This is a genomic window from Solicola gregarius (assembly GCF_025790165.1).
GTDB classification, from domain to species: Bacteria; Actinomycetota; Actinomycetes; order Propionibacteriales; family Nocardioidaceae; genus Solicola; species Solicola gregarius.
In genome coordinates this window covers 3969692-3989488 of the sequence record NZ_CP094970.1, presented here as the reverse complement: position 1 = coordinate 3989488, position 19797 = coordinate 3969692, and the positions used below count along the sequence as shown (strand labels likewise).

17 protein-coding genes are annotated in these 19797 nt (G+C 68.7%); 4 read left to right on the top strand and 13 right to left on the bottom strand.

All coding sequences use genetic code 11. From position 1 onward, the window contains the following. Nucleotides 1-18: 18 nt before the first annotated feature. On the bottom strand, nt 19-414 hold the full coding sequence (locus L0C25_RS19490; protein WP_271633443.1) for a type II toxin-antitoxin system VapC family toxin: 396 nt from the start codon (nt 412-414) through the stop codon (nt 19-21). Further along, the gene (locus tag L0C25_RS19485) at nt 411-650 is read right to left on the bottom strand and encodes a FitA-like ribbon-helix-helix domain-containing protein (protein ID WP_271633442.1); all 240 of its coding nucleotides are present in this window, start codon (nt 648-650) and stop codon (nt 411-413) included. The genes L0C25_RS19490 and L0C25_RS19485 overlap by 4 nt, the downstream gene beginning before the upstream one ends. Nucleotides 651-748: 98 nt before the next feature. Between L0C25_RS19485 and L0C25_RS19480 the strand changes: the two genes are divergently transcribed. After that, on the top strand, nt 749-1219 hold the full coding sequence (locus L0C25_RS19480) for a MarR family winged helix-turn-helix transcriptional regulator (protein ID WP_271633441.1): 471 nt from the start codon (nt 749-751) through the stop codon (nt 1217-1219). Further along, nucleotides 1216-2472 (top strand): MFS transporter, encoded by a 1257-nt coding sequence (locus L0C25_RS19475; RefSeq protein ID WP_271633440.1) that lies wholly within the window; start codon nt 1216-1218, stop codon nt 2470-2472. The genes L0C25_RS19480 and L0C25_RS19475 overlap by 4 nt, the downstream gene beginning before the upstream one ends. A gap of 24 nt (nt 2473-2496) precedes the next feature. On the opposite strand, the gene L0C25_RS19470 is transcribed toward L0C25_RS19475, so the two are convergent. The 5 genes from L0C25_RS19470 to recC all read right to left on the bottom strand — a co-directional run bounded on the left by L0C25_RS19470 (nt 2497) and on the right by recC (nt 11733). Next, nucleotides 2497-3069, bottom strand: coding sequence for a 1-acyl-sn-glycerol-3-phosphate acyltransferase (locus L0C25_RS19470; protein WP_271633439.1), 573 nt, complete (start codon nt 3067-3069; stop codon nt 2497-2499). Between the two features lie 135 nt (nt 3070-3204). Continuing rightward, nucleotides 3205-3516: an ATP-binding domain-containing protein gene (locus tag L0C25_RS19465; RefSeq protein WP_271633438.1), complete on the bottom strand. Its 312-nt coding sequence runs from the start codon at nt 3514-3516 to the stop codon at nt 3205-3207. Then, entirely contained in the window at nt 3513-5105 is a 1593-nt protein-coding gene (locus L0C25_RS19460; RefSeq protein ID WP_271633437.1) for an AAA family ATPase, read from the bottom strand. The genes L0C25_RS19465 and L0C25_RS19460 overlap by 4 nt, the downstream gene beginning before the upstream one ends. Continuing rightward, nucleotides 5102-8404 (bottom strand): UvrD-helicase domain-containing protein, encoded by a 3303-nt coding sequence (locus tag L0C25_RS19455; RefSeq protein ID WP_271633436.1) that lies wholly within the window; start codon nt 8402-8404, stop codon nt 5102-5104. Before L0C25_RS19455 ends, L0C25_RS19460 begins: the two co-directional genes overlap by 4 nt. Beyond that, nucleotides 8401-11733 carry an exodeoxyribonuclease V subunit gamma gene (gene recC / locus L0C25_RS19450; protein ID WP_271633435.1) on the bottom strand — a complete coding sequence of 1111 codons (3333 nt, stop codon included), beginning with the start codon at nt 11731-11733 and terminating at the stop codon, nt 8401-8403. The genes L0C25_RS19455 and recC overlap by 4 nt, the downstream gene beginning before the upstream one ends. 259 nt (nt 11734-11992) lie before the next feature. On the opposite strand from recC, the gene L0C25_RS19445 reads away from it, so the two are divergent. Next, nucleotides 11993-12241 carry a helix-turn-helix domain-containing protein gene (locus tag L0C25_RS19445; protein WP_271633434.1) on the top strand — a complete coding sequence of 83 codons (249 nt, stop codon included), beginning with the start codon at nt 11993-11995 and terminating at the stop codon, nt 12239-12241. Then, nucleotides 12241-13479, top strand: coding sequence for a type II toxin-antitoxin system HipA family toxin (locus L0C25_RS19440; RefSeq protein ID WP_271633433.1), 1239 nt, complete (start codon nt 12241-12243; stop codon nt 13477-13479). The genes L0C25_RS19445 and L0C25_RS19440 overlap by 1 nt, the downstream gene beginning before the upstream one ends. A 14-nt stretch (nt 13480-13493) precedes the next feature. Here L0C25_RS19440 and L0C25_RS19435 read toward each other — a convergent pair whose 3' ends face one another. Genes L0C25_RS19435 through L0C25_RS19410 form a run of 6 tightly spaced genes read right to left on the bottom strand, consistent with a single transcriptional unit; the run spans nt 13494 to nt 19656 of the window. Further along, nucleotides 13494-14963 (bottom strand): aldehyde dehydrogenase family protein, encoded by a 1470-nt coding sequence (locus L0C25_RS19435; RefSeq protein WP_271633432.1) that lies wholly within the window; start codon nt 14961-14963, stop codon nt 13494-13496. Continuing rightward, nucleotides 14963-16108, bottom strand: coding sequence for a mandelate racemase/muconate lactonizing enzyme family protein (locus L0C25_RS19430; RefSeq protein ID WP_271633431.1), 1146 nt, complete (start codon nt 16106-16108; stop codon nt 14963-14965). Before L0C25_RS19430 ends, L0C25_RS19435 begins: the two co-directional genes overlap by 1 nt. Beyond that, entirely contained in the window at nt 16105-16974 is an 870-nt protein-coding gene (locus tag L0C25_RS19425) for an NAD(P)-dependent oxidoreductase (protein WP_271633430.1), read from the bottom strand. Before L0C25_RS19425 ends, L0C25_RS19430 begins: the two co-directional genes overlap by 4 nt. Beyond that, complete coding sequence (locus L0C25_RS19420) at nt 16971-18023, bottom strand: ABC transporter substrate-binding protein (protein ID WP_271633429.1); 1053 nt, start codon at nt 18021-18023, stop codon at nt 16971-16973. Before L0C25_RS19420 ends, L0C25_RS19425 begins: the two co-directional genes overlap by 4 nt. Beyond that, nucleotides 18020-18838 carry an ABC transporter ATP-binding protein gene (locus L0C25_RS19415; RefSeq protein ID WP_271633428.1) on the bottom strand — a complete coding sequence of 273 codons (819 nt, stop codon included), beginning with the start codon at nt 18836-18838 and terminating at the stop codon, nt 18020-18022. The genes L0C25_RS19420 and L0C25_RS19415 overlap by 4 nt, the downstream gene beginning before the upstream one ends. Continuing rightward, on the bottom strand, nt 18835-19656 hold the full coding sequence (locus tag L0C25_RS19410; protein ID WP_271633427.1) for an ABC transporter permease: 822 nt from the start codon (nt 19654-19656) through the stop codon (nt 18835-18837). Before L0C25_RS19410 ends, L0C25_RS19415 begins: the two co-directional genes overlap by 4 nt. Between the last annotated feature and the right edge of the window lie 141 nt (nt 19657-19797).

Genomic DNA, 19797 nt, shown 5'->3' with positions numbered 1-19797 from the left:
GCACGCCACTACGTTGCCTCACTCGAGCGACTCGACGCGGCAGTGACGGACAGCCGCACGCGCGAGGTGCGCATCGGCCGTGACGAGCGTCAGCCTGCGCTGCTGCGCGAGCGCGACGTACGCCGCGTCGTAGCCGCTGACCTCATGACGCAGTTGCCACATGCCGTTCAGCAGACCGTTCAGGTCGACCCCCTCAACGGCAAGCATCGGCAGGCGAGTGATTGCCCGCGACGCGTACACCTCCCCCAACTGACCACCCAACATGAGGCCGCGCACCGCCGAGAAGACCTCCGCCTTCCAGTGCTCGGGGGCACACCACACCTCGTCGCGGGAAAGGACGTCACGCGCACGCTGGCCACGACTGCCCTCGTAAACCAGCAACTCGATGAGCGCGGATGCATCGACGACTATCACGCGCGGCGCGCTCGCTCCTGGGCGAGAACCTCCGCAGCGCTTGGCGCGTCATCACCGACCAGATGACCGACGTCACCCTCGATCTCGACGATCACGGCCGCGTTGTTCATGAAGCTGGCCTCGCGCGTGAGCACACCTAGTGCGTACGCCTGCAGCGACTGGCTGCGGGCACTCGCGGCGGTTGCGAGTGCGTCCTTGACCTCTTCGGGAACGTCGCGGATCGTGAGTTGAACCATGCAGGCATTATGCATGCATGACGAAGGCTGTTTCAAGTCAGCCGATCGAGCGACGGAGGAAGCCGGCAACTACATAACCATGTGATACAAATGGTTGCGTGCCACAACGTACGTCCCGACCGGCCGCGCTCGCGGAGGCCACCGAGGTACTCGACTCGCTCCTCCTTGCCTGGCGTCGGATGACTCCCGACTCGACCCTGAGCCGCACGGCAGCATCGACTCTCGGCGCGCTCTACCGCCTCGGACCCCTTCGCCTGACGACACTCGCCCAGCACGAGGCGGTCACCCAGCCGGCGATGACCGGACTCGTCGGCCGACTCGAGTCGCAGGGCCTCGTCAACCGCACGCCCGACCCGAGCGACGGACGCGCCGTCATCATCGGGCTCACACCGGCGGGCGAGGCGCTCGTCGACGAGCGCCGGCGGCAGTACGCAGCCACGATCGCGGACATGCTCGGCACCCTCGAGCCGCACGACTTCGACCTGCTCATCGACGCACTACCCGCGCTGCAGCGACTTGCCGACGCCACGCACGCACAAACGTTCCAACCCAAGGAGGACCCTCGGTGACAGCCAGCACGGCCGAGCGCGGCCGCACGGTCAGCATGTTCCGCCAGCCCAAGGCGGTGTACGCCGTCGCATTCGCGTGCGTCATCTCCTTCATGGGCATCGGTCTCGTCGATCCGATCCTGCCGGCGCTGTCGTCGCAGCTCGACGCTTCTCCAAGCCAAGTGACCCTGCTGTTCACCAGCTACCTCGTCGTCACGGCCATCGCGATGCTCGGGACGAACTGGGTCTCGAGCCGACTCGGCGCCAAACACACGCTCATCGCCGGCCTCGCGATCATCGTCACCTTCTCGGCGCTCGCCGGGTTCTCCGGATCCATCGGCGGGATCATCGGGTTCCGCGCCGGTTGGGGACTCGGCAACGCGCTCTTCATCGCGACCTCGCTCGCGGTCATCGTCGCGTCCGCGCACGGCGGCTTCGCCGGGGCGATCGTGCTGTACGAAGCGGCGCTCGGTCTCGGCATCGCCGCCGGACCACTCCTCGGCGGCCTGCTCGGCGACATCAGCTGGCGAGGGCCGTTCTTCGGTGTGTCGGCGTTGATGGCACTCGCTCTGGTTGCAACGCTCATCCTGCTACCCGCGACGCCGAAACCCGAACACCGGACATCGTTGTCGGCGCCGCTCAAGGCGCTGCGACATCACGGACTGTTGAAGATGAGCATCGCCGCCCTGCTGTACAACTGGGGCTTCTTCACGATGCTCGGGTACGCGCCGTTCCCGATGGAGCTGTCGGCGATCCAGCTCGGCTTCGTGTTCTTCGGCTGGGGCCTGCTGGTTGCGATCTGCTCGGTCGCCGTTGCGCCCCGGTTGCAGACGAGGTTCGGCACGGGGCCGTCGCTCTACGTCGCCCTGACGCTCTTCGCGGTGGACCTCGCGGTCATCGCGATCTGGCCCGACGTACGCACGGTTCTGGTCAGCGCCGTCATCATCGCCGGCATCTTCATCGGCATCAACAACACGCTCACGACCCAGGCGGTGATGATCGTGTCGCCGGTCGAGCGGCCGGTCGCCTCGGCGGCATACGGGTTCGTGCGCTTCATCGGCGGTGGCCTCGCTCCGTTCGCGGCGGGCAAGCTGGTCGAGCACTTCAACCTGCACGTGCCGTTCGCCATCGGCTCGCTCGCCGTGCTTGCGGCGGTCGGCGTACTCCTCAGCGCACATACGATGCTTCGCCATGCCGACAAGGGTCTCGACGAGGACGGCCACCCGGCCACCGAGCACGACGACCCGGCCGACGTCGCGGAAGCGCCCGCCTGACCGCCAAAGACCGGGACCGCGCCGCTAGAGGCTGCTGGTCTCGTTTCGGAGCCGCGGCTCTGTACGTCCCTCGGGACGTACGCCGCGCTTGTCGACGTAGAACTCGCGGATGACATCCATGTCGGCCGCAACATCGCCGGTGAGCTCGAGCGTCGGCCCGAAGCCCATCGTGCGACTCGGGCCATCGATGAAGCCGAGCGAGATCGGCAGGCCACTGTCGCGGGAGAGCCGGTAGAACCCGGACTTCCAGTACTCCTGCTTCTGCCGCGTGCCTTCGGCCGCCAGCACGATGACAAAGGTCTCGTCGGTGGCCGCGTGCTCGGTCAGCTCACGTACGACCTCGCCCGCGTCGTCGCGGTCGATCGGGATCCCGCCGGTCGCCTTCAGCAGCCACCCGAGCGGCCCGCGGAACAGTTGCCGTTTGATGAGCACCCGCGGTTGCACGCCGCCGGACCACAGCAGCAGCAACATCGCCACCCAGTCGAAGTTCGAGGTGTGCGGGGCGCCCACGAGGATTCCGGTGCGCGGCACCGCTCCGACGGTCTTCCATCGCGCCAACCGCAACAGACCACGGGCGAAGGTCCGGCGAATCACCATGTGCATTCCATGGCGTCAGCGTAGGCGGCGAGCACTGCTCGTCCGGCATGCCCCAGCACCATCCTCCGGATTCGGGGTCAAATCGACGCGTCTCCGAGCGCTCGTGCAGGTGGTCGGCTGACGCAAGGCACTTCGCTAGCGGCGGGTACGCAGCCCGCTCGCACGTACGACCGGCCGCTCGATCGCCTGCGCGAGCGCATCGCGCGTACCCACGATGCGTACGTGCTCCTTAGCTCGCGTGACCGCGGTATAGAGCAGCTCGCGGGTGAGCAGCGGCGAATCGACCGGCGGCAGGATCAGGGTCACCCGATCGAACTGGCTGCCCTGGCTGCGATGCACCGACATCGCGTGCATCGTCTGCACGTCGGCCAGCCGGTTCGTCGGCAACAGGTCGAGCTCGCCGTCGCGGCGGAACGCGGCCCGCGCCTCGCCGCCGGCATCGATCACGACTCCTGTGTCACCGTTGAACAGCCCGAGCCGGTAGTCGTTCGCGGTGACGAGCAACGGCCGGCCGACGTACCAGGGCCCGTCGCTGGCGTACCCGTCCACCCGCTCGCGCAGCCAATCCTCGGCCCGCAGGCTCCACCGGGCAACGCCGTACGGCCCTCGCGGTGCGCACACAGCAGCCGGTGAACACCGAGCGCATCGACGGCACGCGCCGCGTCGCCGGCACGCGCGGCTTCGACGACGGCCGCTCCCGCGCCCACGACGTCCGTACGCAGGCCCTCGCCCGCTTCAGACTCGACCAGCTCGACACTCTCGGAGCCGTCATCGAGCAGCCCGAGCACGGTATCGGCGTCGCCGCGGCGTACTCCCTCGGCCAGCGCCTCGATCTGACCGGAGAACCGATAGACGTGCGCCAGCCGTACGACGCCGGAGGTCAGCGCCGCGCGGCGTTCGGCGGCGTCGAGATCGGCCAGATCGGCTTCGACGAGGTGCGTGTCCGTCTCTACCGAGCCCGGCGCCGCCTCGCGCCGCACCAGGTCTCCGAGCACGGCGCCGACCTCGACCGAGGCGAGCTGATCGGGATCGCCCACGAGTACGAGCCGCGCGTCCGTACGGAGTGCGTCGGCCAACCGCGCCATCATGGTCAGCGACACCATCGACGCCTCGTCGACGATCACGGCGTCGTACGGCAGCGGGTTGGTGCGGTCGTGTCGGAACCGCGTGCGGGAGCCGGGCTTCCACCCGAGCAGCCGATGCAATGTGGACGCGCGCAGGTCGCCCAGGCGGTCACGGTCTGCCGAGTCGAACTGCGCCGCCTGCGTTGTCACGGCCTCGAGCAAGCGTGCCGCGGCCCGGCCGGTCGGGGCGGCAAGAGCGAGGCGCGGAGCAGGGCCGGGCTGGTCACACAGCAGCGCAAGGAGCCTTGCAACCGTTGTTGTCTTGCCGGTGCCGGGACCGCCGGCGATCACGCTGAACCACCGGCCGGCCGCCACGATCGCCGCGAGGCGCTGCCGATCGGCGTCACCGGAGCCGAAGAGGCGGTCGACCGCTGCGCGCAGGCGTTCGCGGTCGACCTCCGGCGCGGGGCGTACGTGCGCGGCGTCGACCGCGGCTGCGACGATCTGCTCGTCGCGCCAGTAGCGGTCGAGGTACACCACCGAGCCGACCAGCCGAAGCGGCTTACCTGCTTGGGCATCTGCGCCGACCGCGACCAGAGGGCTGGCCCCGAGCGCGTCGACCCACCCTTGCGGCGTCGGCCAGGGCAGGCTGTCGACTGCGACGCCCTCGACCACGGTGGTTTCGCGCGCCGTCGAAAGATCGAGACATACCGAACCGAGGCGCGCGGAGCGTACGGCGAGGGCGATCGCGAGCAGAACGTCCGGCGACTCCTCGACGCCCAGTCGGCCGAGCGCTTCCGCGACGTGCACGTCGGCCGGGCCGAGAACCCCGGCCCGGTTGAACTCGGCGAGTGCCCCGACGCTGCGAGTCACCCGCTGCACGTCGTACGCATCCTCGACGTCACCGACGGTCAGTGTCAGGTGGTCGCGCTCGTCGACCCGCTCCTTCGTCCGTCTCTCCTCGCCGCTCAACCTGCACCCCTGTCCAGCAGGTCCGAGAGACCCACGACGAGCGACGCAGGAGGGCGCCACGAGAAGACTCCGCACGGGACGCCGTCGACAACGGGCGTCTCGGGACCGCACATTCCGCGCAGGAACAGGTAGAGCACGCCGCCGAGGTGGGTATCGGGGTCGTACGCGGGCTGGCGCCAGCGCAGGAACCTATGCAGGGCGACCGAGTACAGCAGCGCCTGCAAGGGATAGTGCGCCGCCCGCATGGCGCCCGCGAGCGCATCGGGACGGTAGTGCCAGGCGGTCAGTGTCTCGTCGGTGCCGATCCAGTTGGTCTTGTAGTCGACCACGAGGTAGCACGGCGCTCCCTCCGCCGCGCCGACACGGAGCACGAGGTCGATACTGCCGGTCAGGAACCCGCGCAGCCGTCGCGCTGCCAGCTGGGGCGCGGCGAGGTCGCCCGCGTACGCGGCGAGCGGATCATCGGCCGGCAGGTGCTCCCGCAGCAGGCCGGCGATCGATGCCACGCTCGCATCTGCCGTCGAGGTGTCGCCGCCCGCCAGCGGCAGCTCGAAGTCGAGCTCGTCGAGGCGACCGCCTCGCGGGACGTCGACCAGACGCAGGCCGGATGCAAGCGGACCGAGCGGCGTCGACAGGGACGGGAGCATCGCGTCGGCGAGTGCGGCAGGCTCGACGCCGACCGCGCGACCGGAGTCTGCCGACAGGTCGATGATCCGCGTACGTAGGTCGGTGTCGGCGAAGTCGAGCTCCTCGAGCACACCGTGCACGTGTGTACCGAACGCTGCGCCGACCGGGAGCTCGGCCATCGGCGACACCGGGCCTCTGGTCGCGTCCGAGGCGACTTCGACGACTGGTTCGTCAACGGTGCCTGGGTCTTCGGCCTCACTCGTCGCGCCGTCGTCGAACTCGTGCAGTCCGGCGGTCAACCGCGAGTACGACATCCGCGCCCAGTTCGAGTCGACCGTGCGGTCGAACTCGCGTACCGCCAGGGGCGGAGGAGCGTCACTCGGAGGTTGCCACGCCCGATCGCCTTCGCCCGTTGCGACCTCGACGGCGATCGTGCCCGCCGCGCGCTCGCTCAGCGACATGAGGTGTGCGCGTACGGCCGAGTCGGCCGGCACCGCGACCCACTGGGGCAACGACCCGTCGATTCCCCTACTCGCGAACAGCATCCGGTGCAGTGGTGCTGTCTCGGTGTTCTTCGTCGGTGCCCAGTAGGCGACGACCTGCGCTCGGGCCCGAGTGAGCGCGACATACGCGAGGCGCAGCGATTCGCCGGCGTCCTCCTCGGCATGCGCCTTGCGCCGCTCCGCGTACCCGGGGTCATCGGACCCCCCGACGTCGAGTACGCGCGCGCCGCCATCGTGCAGTCGCAGCGGATCGGGCGTCTTCGCGACGAACCGGTCCCACAGGTACGGCGCATACACGATCGGGAACTCCAGCCCCTTGGCGCGATGGACCGTGACGACCTGCACGGCGTTCGCATCGGACTCGAGGCGTCGGCTGCGCTCCTCGGTGACGTCGATGCGTGCCTCCCGGATGCGACCACGGAGCCACTCGACGAGCGCGCTGACCCCGACCTCGCCGCGGCCGGCCTCGGCGTGCAGGATCTGGCCGATGTGGCGTACGTCGGTGAGCTCGCGTTCGCCATCGGCCCGACGGAGCAGGCGTTCTGCGAACCCGGTCGTGGAAGTCACCGTCTCCAGCAGCGCGGCGACTCCCCGCCTCGCGAGCGTATCGGCCCACTCGCGCAACGTACCCGCAAGCCGGTCGATGCCGGCCTCGTCGCTGGCCAGGCGTTCGGGTGTCCATCCGACGAAACGGGTCAGCGCCGCGGCTCTGGTCAGGCCCGGGCGGTGCGGTTGCTCGAGCGCGGTGAGCAGCGTCAGCCAGTCGCTCGCCGCATCGGACAGGAACACGCTGGAGGTGCCGGTCAGCACGGCGGGTACGCCCGCGCTCTGCAGTGCATCTCGCACGGTCTGCCCATCGACGTTGCGCTGCACGAGCACGGCGAGGTCACCCGGACCGACCGCATGCTCGGTGCCGTCGCGATCCGTCACACGGGTGTCCGACTCCAAAACGGCGACGATGTCTTGGGCGACATCGGCGGCGACGTGGGCGCGTACCGCGGCGACCGGAATGAGCCCGTTGCGGGCGGCCTCGAGAACGTCTCTCGTGACGAGCCGGAACCGTAGCGGGGTGGCGCGCTCACCGGCGATGCTCTGCCCCTGGTGCGCGGCATCGACGTCGTGCACGACGATGCGATCGTCACCGAGGCTGGTCTCGCCCATGACGCTGCCGAGCGCGCGTACGAGCGGCGCATCGCTGCGCCAGTTGGTGCCGAGGGTCGACTGGCTGTCGGCGTCGCCGATCGCGTCCAGGTACGTCGTGACGTCGGCGCCCCGGAAGGCATAGATCGCCTGCTTGGGATCCCCGATGAGCACGAGCGTTCGGTGACCGTGGAACGTGGTCGCGAGGATCTCCCACTGCACCGGGTCGGTGTCCTGGAACTCGTCGACGAGGACGACGTCGTATCGCGAGCGGATGCGATCCTGCGCGTCTCTACCGGTCGCGGAGTCGACGAGCGCATCGCGCAGGTGCACGAGGAGATCGTCGTAGTCCATCAGGCGTTTCAGACGCTTGCGATCCTGCACACCGCTGCGCGCGCTCTCGGCGATGCGACGGCGAAGGTCGGCGACCGAGTCGGGTGCAGCGTCGCGTGGCTCCAGTCGGGAACTGTGGTCGCAAACCGCATCGCTCGCGATCTCGATCGCCTTCCCGAGCGTGAATGCGGGGGCCGCGCTGTCGACGGCGCCGTACGCACGTACGTAGAGATCCTGTACGACCTCGGTGACGACGTCTGCGGTGTCTTCGGCGAAACGCACATCATGGTCGACATCGGCGGCAATACCGAGTCCGGCAAGCATCTGCTGGCAGAAGCCGTGCGTGGTCGCGATCGTCGCGGCATCGAAGTCGGCGACCGCAGTCGCGAGCCGGCTACAGCGTCGCTCCACTTCTGCCGGGTCGGCATCGAGCAGGTGCGCGACGAGCGGGTCGTGCGCGTCGCCGTTCGCGGCGGCGTGGGCAGCGTACGTGAGACGTTCGCGTACCCGCTCGCGTAGCTCGACGGTCGCCGCCCTGCCGAACGTGATCATCATCATCGACTCGATCGGCACGCCCGCGGCCAGGTAGCGGACGGCGAGGGTCGCGATCGCGTGGGTCTTGCCCGTGCCTGCGCTCGCTTCGAGCACAGTGGTGCCGGTGGGAAGCGGCCCGAGAAGATCGAAGTTGTCGGTCATTGCTCGCTCACCTCCTCGGCGGCGAGCAGCGGATCCCATACCCGTCGAGCGAGCTGACCGAAGCGGTGCGGTTCGTCGTACGTGCCGTCGACGGGCGGCTGTGCGAGCAGTGCGTCGATGGCGACATCGCCCCAGACCCGCCGATGGCTGTCGTCGTCGAACTCCCCGAACTCCGCGTTGTTGGCCGACTTCCGCCACTCCTGCGCGGCGAAGATCGCGCTCGGCTCCGGGCGTACGCCCCTCCGGCGGCGTTCGGCGTAGGCGCAAGCGGTCTTCGGTGGAATCGGCAAGGGTTCTCGAAGGCCCTGCGCATACAGGGAGATGAGCGACGCGAGTGTCGTACGCGCCGTCTCGGGCTCGAGATCGGCGATGCGTGCGATCGAGACTCCCCCGCGGCGTCGTCCGACGGTCGCTGTGGTCCAGCGCTGCTCCGGACGCGCGGCGGCGAGCGCGAGCAGCTGTGCCCACGCGCGGACACGGTGCTTGGCGCCGAGCTTCGAGTAGACGATGCGCACGATCTCGCGTTGGTGGACGCCGGTCACGGCACCGACGAGGCGCACCTCGCCGACATCGACGTCGATCTCGACCGTCGTGGCCGCCGTGCGGTGGAGGTCGACCGTCGCGGTGACGAGGCTCTCCACGTCCGCCACGATCGGGTCGAGCCTGGCTTGCCCGAGCCGGCCGGGAGGGATGCCGCCACGCAGCCATTCGGCCCGGACGGCGGCGCCGCGGTCGATTCCTCGTAGGCGTGCGTCGAGCAGCCGGTCGCCGATCTCCCAGCTCTCCAACGGCGCGACGTCGATCGGGAGCGCATCGGCCGTTTCATCGACGTCGGGCAAGGTGGACAGCCCGAGCCGTTGGCGGAGGAAGGCCCGTGCCGGGTGCTCGAGGAACCGAATCAACTCGTCGAGCTCGACGACGCCAGGTGGCTCAGGATCGAGCGGTGCTTGCAGGAACACCCCGGTCGCCGCTCGCGCGCCAAGCGACGCCCGTGCCCCCGCGTACGCAGCGGCGTCGAAGCTGAACGGGCCGTCGTGCCCCAATGCGCCGGACTCGAAGTTGCGAACGTCGAACGGCTGCAACGGATGGCGGACGAGCACCCGCTCGCGAACCGAGCCGTCCACGGTCTGGTCGAGCGCGTCGAGGAGCTCTCCGACGGGAACCGCCGGCGGGCGTACTGCACCAGTGCGCTCGTCGGCACCCGTATAGCAGATGACGAGGTGCTCACGTGCTGCGAGCACGGCGTCGAGGAACAGCTGACGGTCTTCGGAGCGTGGGTCGCGCTCGCCCACCAGGGGCGTACGCGCGAGCACGTCGTCGCCGTCGATGCGCCCGGCACGCGGGAACGCACCGTCATCGAGGCCGAGTAGGCACACGACGCGGTGCGGCACAGAACGCATCGGAACCATGGTGCAGATCGTCAGGTGGCCGGTCCGGAAGTTGGCGCGGGTCGGCCGGCCCCGCAGCCGGCTGGCCAGCAGCGCGCGTACGTCGGCCAGCACCACGCGTACGCGGGTGGCCAAGTCGCCTGCGGACCGCAGCGCGTCGGTGAGCTGCCGACGGGCGTGCAGGATCTGCCATTGCTCGGCCGGTGGCGCATCGGCGAGCAGGTCGACCGCATCGAGCAGGGTGTCGATCCAGGTTTCGAGCGAGTGGTGGCCGTGTAGCCGATCGGTCAAGTCTGTAACGCGATCGACCAACTCCGCGAAGCGCCCGGCGAGGTCGATCTCGGTGCTGTCGACGTCATCGAGCGGGAGCGCGAGACCGAGTGGCTGAAGATCGTCATCGGCCATCGCGACGCCGGTGAGCACCCGGTCGAGGCCGCTGCGCCAGGTGTTCTGGTTGAAGGCACCGAGACCGTACGACGAGCGGTGCTGCGCATCGAAACCCCAGCGGACGCCGGAGCGTCGCACCCAGTCGCCGATGCGCTCCAGGGCATCGTCGTCGTACCCGAATCGTCTGCGTACCGGCGGCATCGCCGCGAGGTCGAGGATCTCGGACGCCGCCATGCGACCGTCGGCGAGATCGAGAAGGCGTGCGATCACGGACAGAACGGGGTTCGTCTGGCGGAGCGAGCGATCGGCCAGCCGGATCTGTAGCTGCTGCCCGGGGTGCGCCTGCTCGGTCTCGGCCAGCCCGAAGGTCGCGGTGATCAGCGGAGCCCAGTTCTCGATATCGGGACACATCACGATGATGTCGCGTGGCTCGAGAGCTGGATCGTCCGCGAGCAGGCCGAGGATCGCCTCGCGGAGCACCTCTACCTGTCGCTGGCGTCCGTGGCAGGCGTGCACCTGGATGGATCGGTCTGCGTCATCGAGCGCATAGCCGCCCTGAGGCGCGCGGTCATCGTGGATGTCGCGCTGCAGCCGGCCCAGCAGGCTGGTCGCCGGTTCGTCGTCACCGAGGTACGCGTCGCCGCCGGGCGGCACGTGTGGCGTGAGCCGCAGCTGCATCTCTCGAGAGTCACGCGCCATGGAGCGTACGAGGGGGTGCTGCGGCAGCGCTGCGGTCGTGTCGTCGCGTCGTACGGCGGGTTGCGTCGAACGGTCTGCGAGGCGCCGCCAGAGTCCGTGCGAGGGATGGGGCAGCCACAGGTGTACGTCGCGGTGCTCGGCGAGTGCGTCGAGTACGTCCAGCTGCTCGGTCGTGAGCCTCGTCGGCCCGAACAGCGACAGTCGCGGCGGGAGTCCGACGGTGTCGGGCTCGTCCCGCAGCCGCTGGCACGCGTCGTCGAGGCGCTCGGCCGGACTCTCCACTGCCAGCTGGATTCGGAGCCGACGCCAGATCTCCGCTTGCCAGGCGAGGTCGGTCGCCAGACCACTGCCCGCGCCGTCGGCGTCGTCGCCGCGTACCCATGCTCGGACCATCCCTGGGCGGTCGGCGCCGTACGCCGTGAAGAGCCCGGCGAGCTTCTGCGCGACGGCGACCCGGCGACCGTTGTCGGTGCCGCGCTCGCGTGCGCCGAGGTGGCGACCGAGTGTCGCGGCCCATGGCTCATGCACGGACGCGTCGATCACCGCGAGCAGTGGCCACACCAACCGGCGCTCGAGCCAGGGGTCGTCGTCCGGCGCGAGGTCGAGCACGCCCGCCAGTACGTCGGCGACCAGCCGGCGCGGCGATGGAAACCCCACGTTCGCGCAGATGCCGTCGCCCCGACCGGGCTGGGTACCGAGCACCGTCGAGAGCCGCTGCGCTATCCAGCGCTCGACGCCCTGTGACGGCACCGCGACAACCTCGGGTGTGAACGGGTCGTCCGGTGGTGTCGCGAGTACGTCAGCGAGCCCGCGTACCAACGCGTCGGCCCGCTCGGCCCGGTGCAGCCTCAGCATCGCGTACCTCGCGCCGGCTCATACATCACGCTCGACCCTATCGGCTCCGGCGTCCCGGTTTGCCGAGTTGTCGATGTGGCCGTTCGACGGCCCCTGAGATGCACGTACGGACACGTGAATCTACGGATCGCGCGGCGCGCCCACGCCCGAGATGTTACGATGCTCGTACATGCATTGGAGGATCACCGCGATGGCCGTACTACGAAAATCTCGAACTCCAGCGCACGATCGTGCATCTGAATTTGGCGTCCTCGCGGCCATGGTCTCCTTACGTCGCGAGGAGCTCGACCTTCGCCAGAGTGAGCTCGCCGAACTTGCCGGCTGCTCGACCCGGTTCGTGCATGCCGTCGAGACAGGCAAACCCACGCTGCAACTCGACAAGCTGCTCGCCGTACTTCGCGTGCTCGGCCTCCACCTTGCGCTCGAGCGTGGTCAGCGCAACGATGCCGTGACCGTGGGTCCGGAGCTCGCCGGGCTCTACGGCCTTCGTCGAGACCAGCCGACGTGATGTCAGAGTCGAGTGCGGAAAGCACCCCAGCACCGGCCGACTACACGGAGGTCCAACGTGCCGACGTCTACAAGGCCGGCCGGCTCGCGGCTCACCTCGAACGCGTATCGGGCGGAGTCGAGTTTCGCTACGACGACGATTGGCTGGCCGGAGGCGGGCCCCCGGTCGCCACTTCGCTGCCCCCGACTCGGGATCCGACGCTCACCGCCAGCGGAGCCGTGCCGGCGTTCTTCGCGGGTCTGCTTCCCGAGGGCCGCCGGCTGTCCGCCCTGCGACGCAGCGTCAAGACGTCCGCCGACGACGAGCTGAGCCTCGTACTCGCCGTGGGCACCGACGTGATCGGCGACGTCCAGGTCGTACCCGAAGGCGTCGCACCACAACGGGCAGGCGGACGCGTACGCGTCGACGACTTCACCGAGATCCGCTTCCGTACGCTTCTCGAGGGTCTCGACATCGACGTCGACAGGACCGGCCTCCCGGGCGTGCAGGACAAGGCCAGCCTGACGATGCTCAACGTGCCCGTTTCCACCGCGGGCAGTTCCTATCTGCTCAAGCTGAGCCCACCCGAGTACCCGTACGTGGTCGAGAACGAGCACTTCTTCCTCGCGGCTGCACGCGGATCCGGGCTCACGGTGGCCGACGCCGATGTCGTACACGACGCCGACGGCGAACCGGGACTCGTCGTACGCCGCTTCGACCGCGTCCGAATGGACGATGGCGAGCCGCGTGCGCTCGCGGTCGAGGACGGGTGCCAGGTGCTCGGCCTGCACCCCGAGGCGAAATACCGCATCTCGACCGAGCGGGTCTTCACGAGGTTGTGCTCGTTGTGCGAGGCGCCCATCCCGGCGGCGCGTACGCTTCTGTCGCAGCTCGCGTTCGCGTACGTCAGCGGCAACGGCGACGCGCATGCGAAGAACTTCTCGATCCTCCAAGACATCCGCGGCCGCTGGATGCCGTCGCCCGCGTACGACATGCCGACCACGCTCCCGTACGGGGACACCACGCTCGCCCTGTCGATCGCGGGCAAGCGTGACGGCAACGTCTCGGCCAAGCGGTTCGTCGCACTCGGCGTCGAGCTCGGCCTACCCGAACGGGCGGCACGGCGGGTTGTCGTCGATGTCGCTGACGCAGTCGACACCTGGATCGACGGCGTCGATGACCTCCCCTTCGACGGCGGGCGGCGGGCCAAGCTCAAGAAGACGATCGCGCAACGACAGCGGATGCTCCGCGGTCGCTGAGACCCGTGCCGTCGCTACCGCGCGAACGACAGCGTCTGCTCCTCGGTGAACTCCAGCAGGCCGGCGATGCCGCCCTCGCGCCCGAGGCCGGAGTAGCCGATGCCGCCGAACGGCACCTCGGGGGTGTTCGGTGCGCCGTTGTTGATGCCGACGATGCCGACGTCGAGGCGCGACGCCAATGCCGCCGCATGCTCGGCATCGGCCGACATGACGTACCCGCCGAGGCCGATGCGCCACGACCGCACCTCGGCGACGACGTGGTCCTCGGACGCGAAGGGGCGGACGGCACAGATCGGACCGAAGATCTCCTCGTCCCAGACCGCGGTGTCACGACGAACTTCGACGACCGCCGGCGCGGCGTACCAACCGTGCGAAGGGCCGTAGCGACCGACCGTCACGGAGCAGCCGTCCGCCTCGGCAAGCGCGAGCAGCGTGTCCATGCGCTCGGCGTGCTCGGGACGTAGCAGCGGGCCGAGGCCGCTCGCGGAGTCCGCGGGATCGGCGACCGTGATCTCGCCGACGCGCGTACGCAGTCGACCGACGAACTCGTCGTAGACGGACTCGTGGATGAACACGTTGTTCGCGGCGATGCACGACGCGCCGTTGTTGCGGAACTTCGCGACCAGCAGGGCCTCGAGCGCAACATCGAGATCGGCGTCGGCGCAGACGACGAACGGCGCCTTGCCGCCGAGCTCCATCGTCACCCGCGTCATGGTGCGCATCGCGCGTTCGGCGACGGCGGCGCCCACCCGTGTCGATCCGGTGAAGGTCACCGCGGCAACGTCTCGATGGTCGATCAATGCCGTCGTCAGCTTCTCGCCGTCCCCGACGAGTACGCCGAGGAGACCCTCGGGAAGGTGCGGCTCTGCCAGCTCGGTGAACGCCACGCTCGTCAAGGGCGTCAGCTCAGACGCCTTCTGCACAACGGGACAACCCGCGCCGAGGGCCGGCGCCACCTTCCGGGCGGGAATGGACAGCGGGAAGTTCCACGGACTGACCGCGGCGACGACGCCGACCGGCTTACGTTGCACGATGAACCGGCGCGCGGCGTTGACGTAGTGCTCGCCGCGCGGTTGCGTCGTGGCATCGGCGAACCAGTCGAAGTACTGCGCCGAGAAGCCGACCTCCCCCGTCGCCTCGGCCAGACGCTTACCGGACTCCGCCGAGATCAGCTCGGCGAGCGCATCGGTGTTGTCGCGCAGAGTCTGCGCGATCCCACGAAGTGCCACTGCCCGCGTACGCGGCGGCGTCGCGCCCCACTCGGCCGCGGCGGCCCGAGCGGCCGCTACCGCGGCGTCGACCTCGCCGACATCGGCCCAGCCGACCCGCGCGAGCGTCTCGCCGGTCGCCGGGTTGGGGACGTCATGTGGCTCGCCCTCGTACGTACGACCGGCGATGCGTGCCGCCGGGACGAACGCCGGCCCGGCGGTAGCGGAACGACGGGTCACCGCCGCAAGTACGTCGCTCGTTGGTTCTTCGCTCATCAGGAGATCTCCTCGACATGGGTACGGAAGTGGCGGACCGTCGACTCGTCAAGCTCGATGCCGAGGCCAGGGCCGCGTGGTGGCGGGAGCGCACCGTCGTGCCATCCGAGCGGAGTGCTCAGCAGCTCAGTGCGCAGAGGGTTGTCGCGTACGTCGACCTCGAGCCAGTCGACGACGTCGAAGGCAGCACCGAGATGCGCGGACGCGACGAGCCCGACGGCGCTGGAGTAGCAGTGCGGCGCGAGTCGGGTGGCACTCTCGGCCGCCACCCGGGCAACCTGCCGCGCGATCGTGAGCCCACCGGACTTGGCAAGGTCGGGCTGCAGGATGCCGACCGCGGGAGACGACGCGTACGTCTCGAACTCGCCGAGGCCGTAGAGATTCTCGCCGGTCGCGATGGGGACAGGCGTTGCCGCGGCGAGCTTTTCGAGATCGTCGACGTGATTGCCCGCCAGCGGCTCCTCGAGCCATCCGACACCGTGTTCGTCCAAGGCCGGGAGCATTGCGAGTGCGTCGTCCATCGTCCAAGCCTGGTTGGCATCCGCGAACAAGCCGTGGCTCGATCCGAGCACCGACCGCGCCTCACCGAGAGTTGCGATGTCACGGTCGTGGCCGAATCCGATCTTGGTCTTGACCGCGCCGAATCCCTGCTCCAATGCCCTCTCGCAGAGCAACGCGACGTCTGTCGGCCCGACACCACTCGCGTACGCGGGCACGGATGCCCGCGTAGCAGCGCCTCCGGCGAGGAGGTCGCACACCGGCGTCCCGGCAGCGCGCCCGGCAAGATCCCATAAGGCGATGTCGATCGCGCTGATCGCCTGCCAGATCGGCCCCGGCGCGCCCCACTGCCGACCGATCGGTAGCAGCTCGCGGGTCAGTGTCTCCAACACCGCCTCGGGATCGGCCGCATCGGCGCCGATCACCAGCGGAGCCACGCCCATCGACAACGTCGCCAGACGTTCCGCGGGAGCCCAACCCGGATAGTTGATCCAGCTCTCACCGACTCCTGTGAGCCCGCCGGCCAGCACCTCGACCAGGCAGGTCTGGCGCGCATCGAGCCGACCGAAGGACATCGGGACGGCGTCGTCGATGGATGCGCGCAGGACCGAGACCCGCACCCGTTCGACGGGCAGGGCCACGCTCACGCCCGCTCACCGTCGTACGCGCGATAGACCGCTCCGCTGTCTCGCGCACCGAAGCCCAGGCGTACCGCCTCAACGTTGAGCGCACTCACCGTCTCTGCGATGGGGGCACGAGAACCCGATGCCTTCGCGAGCTCCGTGGCGAGTCGGTTGTCCTTCGCCAGCAGGTCGAGCGCGAACACCGGGTCGTCGTCGCCGCTCACGATGCGCGGAGCGAGCTCGCGGAACAGGTTCGAGACCGTGGCGGCCCCGGAGTCGGCGACAGTGTCGACGAACACACCCGGATCGACCCCGTTGTCGCGGCACAGCGCCACCGCCTCCGCGGTAACGGCGTTGATGGCCCCGAACATCAGGTTGTTCAATACCTTGACCACCGAACCCGCACCGGTGTCGCCCACCCGTACGACCTTGGCCGCGGCGACCTGGAGCAGTGTCGGCGTGAAGCGGGTGATCGCATCGGCCTCGCCGCCGACCACGAGTGTCCAGTTGCCGACCTTGTCGGGGCGTCCTAGCACCGGGCTGTCCAGGTACGCCACGTCGCGCGGCGCCAGGCTCGCAGCCGCGTCGCGGGCCGTGGTCGGGTCGATCGTCGACAGGTCGGCCACCGTCGTGCCCGCTGCACAGTGCTGCAGGGCTCCCGTTGCCAATTGGGTCACGTGCTCGGGATTCGGAACGGACACGATCACCAAAGGTGCTGCGCCGGCGCAGGCTTCCGCCGAGCCGGCGATCGTCACGCCGGCCGCCGCCGCGCGCTCACGCGCCGCGGGGTCGGGGTCGTATCCGACGACGTCGAGCCCGACCTCGGCCGCTCGAGCCGCGACCCGACCACCCATCGTGCCGAGGCCGAGGACGCTGACATCTGCGCTCACTTGCTGTCCGCCTTCCACTCGTCGTACGCGTCCAGGAAGATCGAGGTGTCAACGAACTCACTCGGATCCACGAACTCCGGTATGCCGCCGACGTCGACGAAGATCTGCTCGGCCTGACCGATCCAGTTCTCCACCTCGCCGTCCTTCCAGAGCTTCGCCCACTTGTCATTGGGGTAGAGCCGGGCGAAGCTGAACTGCCGCTTGGTGTCGGCGAGCTCCTGGGTGTCGGCGTACGCGGACTCGTGCACCGTCGTGAGCGCCTCGTCGGTGTTGTTGACGAGCTCGTCGTTGATCTCGAGCCAGGCGGCGGTGAGCTTCTCCAGTACTTCCTTGTCGCCGTCGTACATGTCGTCGCTCGCGGCCCAGCCGCCGAGGATCGCCGACTTGGGGTAGTACTCCTTCGCGGAGTCGATCATCTTCGCGCCCTCGACGTCCTTCTTCACCGACTCGTCGAAGGGCACCCACAGCGCGACGGCCGGTACGTTGCCGGAGACGAATGCACTGACCGCTGCGGGCATCTCGGTGTTCAAGATGTCGACGGAGTCGGGATCGATGCCCGCCTCCTTGATCGCGTTGTAGAGGTAGACGTGGGCGGTCGTACCCTCCGTGGTCGCGACCTTCTTGCCCTCGAGGTCTGCGACGGACTCGATCCCCGAGTCCGGTGCGGCCCACAGCTGCGCCGTGTCGAACTCCACGTCGTTGGCAAGGAACACCGTGCCACTGCCCGTCGCCGGAAAATTCGACAGGACGCCGCCCATCATGGCGACGTCGACCGACCCGCCGCTGAGCGCCTGGCTCTCCTCGATGCCCGTGTCGAACGGCACCGGGTCGATCTTCAGCCCGTGCTTCTCGAAGATGCCCTCCTCGATGCCCAGCCACATGTGCGTGTCGACGGCGACCGTGTGCAGGTAGCCGATCTTGACGACCGTCTCGCCGTCCTCGGTCGTTGCGGAGCCCTCGTCGTCCTCGAGCGCACAGGCACTGATGGTGGCTGCCAATGCGAGCACGGTTGCCATGCCGGTCAGCCGCTTGCGTAGTCGTGAAGTCATTCGCTGCTCCTCTCGGCCGTGCCGTCGCGCAGCAGCCGTTCGATGTCGCGCCTCAGGTCCACGAACGCGTTCGACAGCCGCGTGTCGGGCGTACGTGGGAAGGCGATCGGGATGTCGATGACGGCGCGTACGTTCGCCGGCCGGGCCCTGAGGACGACGACCCGGGTGGACAGGAAGATCGCCTCCTCGACGCTGTGGGTGATGAACAGCGCGGTCCGCTGCTCCTCCAATTGGGTTGTGTGCAACAGCTCCTGCATGTACTCGCGGGTCTGCGCGTCGAGTGCGGCGAACGGCTCGTCCATCAGCAGGACGCTGGGGTTGGTCGCGTACGCCCGGGCGATCGCCACCCGCTGACGCATGCCACCCGACAGATCCTTGGGGTGTACGTCCTCGAAACCGTTCAGGCCCATCAGGTCGACGTAGTGGGCGACGATCTCCCGGCGCTGCTTACGCGACCTGCGGTTTGCACGGAGGGTGAGGCCGTACCCGATGTTCTGCGCGACAGTGAGCCACGGGAACACCGCGTACTGCTGGAACACCACGCCACGACTCGGATCGGGTCCGCGTACGACCTCGCCGCCGATGCGTACCTTGCCGTCGTCGGGCGCGGTGAAGCCGGCAGCCATGCCGAGCAGGGTCGTCTTGCCGCAGCCCGACGGGCCGATGACCGAGACGAACTCGCCCTCACCGATCTCGAAACTGCAGTCCTCGATGACCTGGAGGCGATTCCCGGACCGCTGGTAGTGCTTGCCGATGCCGTCGAAGGTGATCGCGTCGGACGTTACCGTGGGGTGGGTATCCATCGTGATGCTCATCCGCTCTTCTCCTGCCACTTGGTCAGCTGCCGCTGGGCGGCTTTGAGCACGCCGTCCATCAGCAAGGCACAGACGCCGACCATGATGATCCCGACGCACACGTCGGCCATCCGGTTGAAGTTCTTGGCGTCGTTGATGGCCGCGCCGATGCCCTGCTCTGCGGCGATCAGCTCTGCAGCCACCAGCGTTGCCCAGGAAACGCCGATCGCCACACGTACGGCCGTGAACACGTGCGGCACGGCTGCAGGCACGGCGACCCTCGCGAAGATCTCCCACGGGTTCGCGCCGAGAGCGCGCGCCGCGCGTACGAGTACTGGGTCGATGCTAGAGATTCCCTCGAACAGCACGACCACCGACGAGAAGAACGCGGCGAACACCAGGATGGAGATGCGAGCCGACTCCCCGATACCGAAGATTGGAATCGCCAATGGGATAAGGGCGATCGGCGGGATCGCACGGCCGAAGTTGACCAGCGGCTCGAACGTCTCCCGGATCGGCCTGAACCACGCCAAGAGGTATCCGACCGGTAATGCGAGGCCGCAGCCGATCGCGACGCCTATCAGGACCCGAGTGAGGCTCACCCGGACGTCCATCAGCAGTTGCTGCTCGGCGAACATGGTCCGAGTCGACGTCACCACCTTGGACGGAAGGGGTATCCGACCATTGCCGACACCCATCTCTGCGAGAAGCCACCACACGGCGATCGCGAACACGAACCCGAGCGTGCCCAGCGCGACCTTCCTGGATGCCACGCCGACCCCACCTGCGCGTTGCGCGAGCGTACGTACACCCGGCGGGGCCGAGACGGTCTGCGCCATGAAACCTCCCTTGAACGCTCTTACCGTGCGGGCCCGCTCGTCGCCGCCCCCTGTTCGGCGACGAGCGTGCACGCCACTATGCCAGAACTTGCATGTAAGTTACAGATTTAAGTCTGTCTGTTTTATACAGTATCGTCGATG

Coding starts and splice junctions, on each gene's coding strand:
- L0C25_RS19485 (WP_271633442.1), bottom strand. CDS start 650: ATGGTTCAACTCACGATCCGCGACGTTCCCGAAGAGGTCAAGGACGCA.
- L0C25_RS19470 (WP_271633439.1), bottom strand. CDS start 3,069: ATGGTGATTCGCCGGACCTTCGCCCGTGGTCTGTTGCGGTTGGCGCGA.
- L0C25_RS19455 (WP_271633436.1), bottom strand. CDS start 8,404: ATGACCGACAACTTCGATCTTCTCGGGCCGCTTCCCACCGGCACCACT.
- recC (WP_271633435.1), bottom strand. CDS start 11,733: ATGCTGAGGCTGCACCGGGCCGAGCGGGCCGACGCGTTGGTACGCGGG.
- L0C25_RS19445 (WP_271633434.1), top strand. CDS start 11,993: ATGGTCTCCTTACGTCGCGAGGAGCTCGACCTTCGCCAGAGTGAGCTC.
- L0C25_RS19440 (WP_271633433.1), top strand. CDS start 12,241: ATGTCAGAGTCGAGTGCGGAAAGCACCCCAGCACCGGCCGACTACACG.
- L0C25_RS19435 (WP_271633432.1), bottom strand. CDS start 14,963: ATGAGCGAAGAACCAACGAGCGACGTACTTGCGGCGGTGACCCGTCGT.
- L0C25_RS19420 (WP_271633429.1), bottom strand. CDS start 18,023: ATGACTTCACGACTACGCAAGCGGCTGACCGGCATGGCAACCGTGCTC.
- L0C25_RS19415 (WP_271633428.1), bottom strand. CDS start 18,838: ATGAGCATCACGATGGATACCCACCCCACGGTAACGTCCGACGCGATC.
- L0C25_RS19410 (WP_271633427.1), bottom strand. CDS start 19,656: ATGGCGCAGACCGTCTCGGCCCCGCCGGGTGTACGTACGCTCGCGCAA.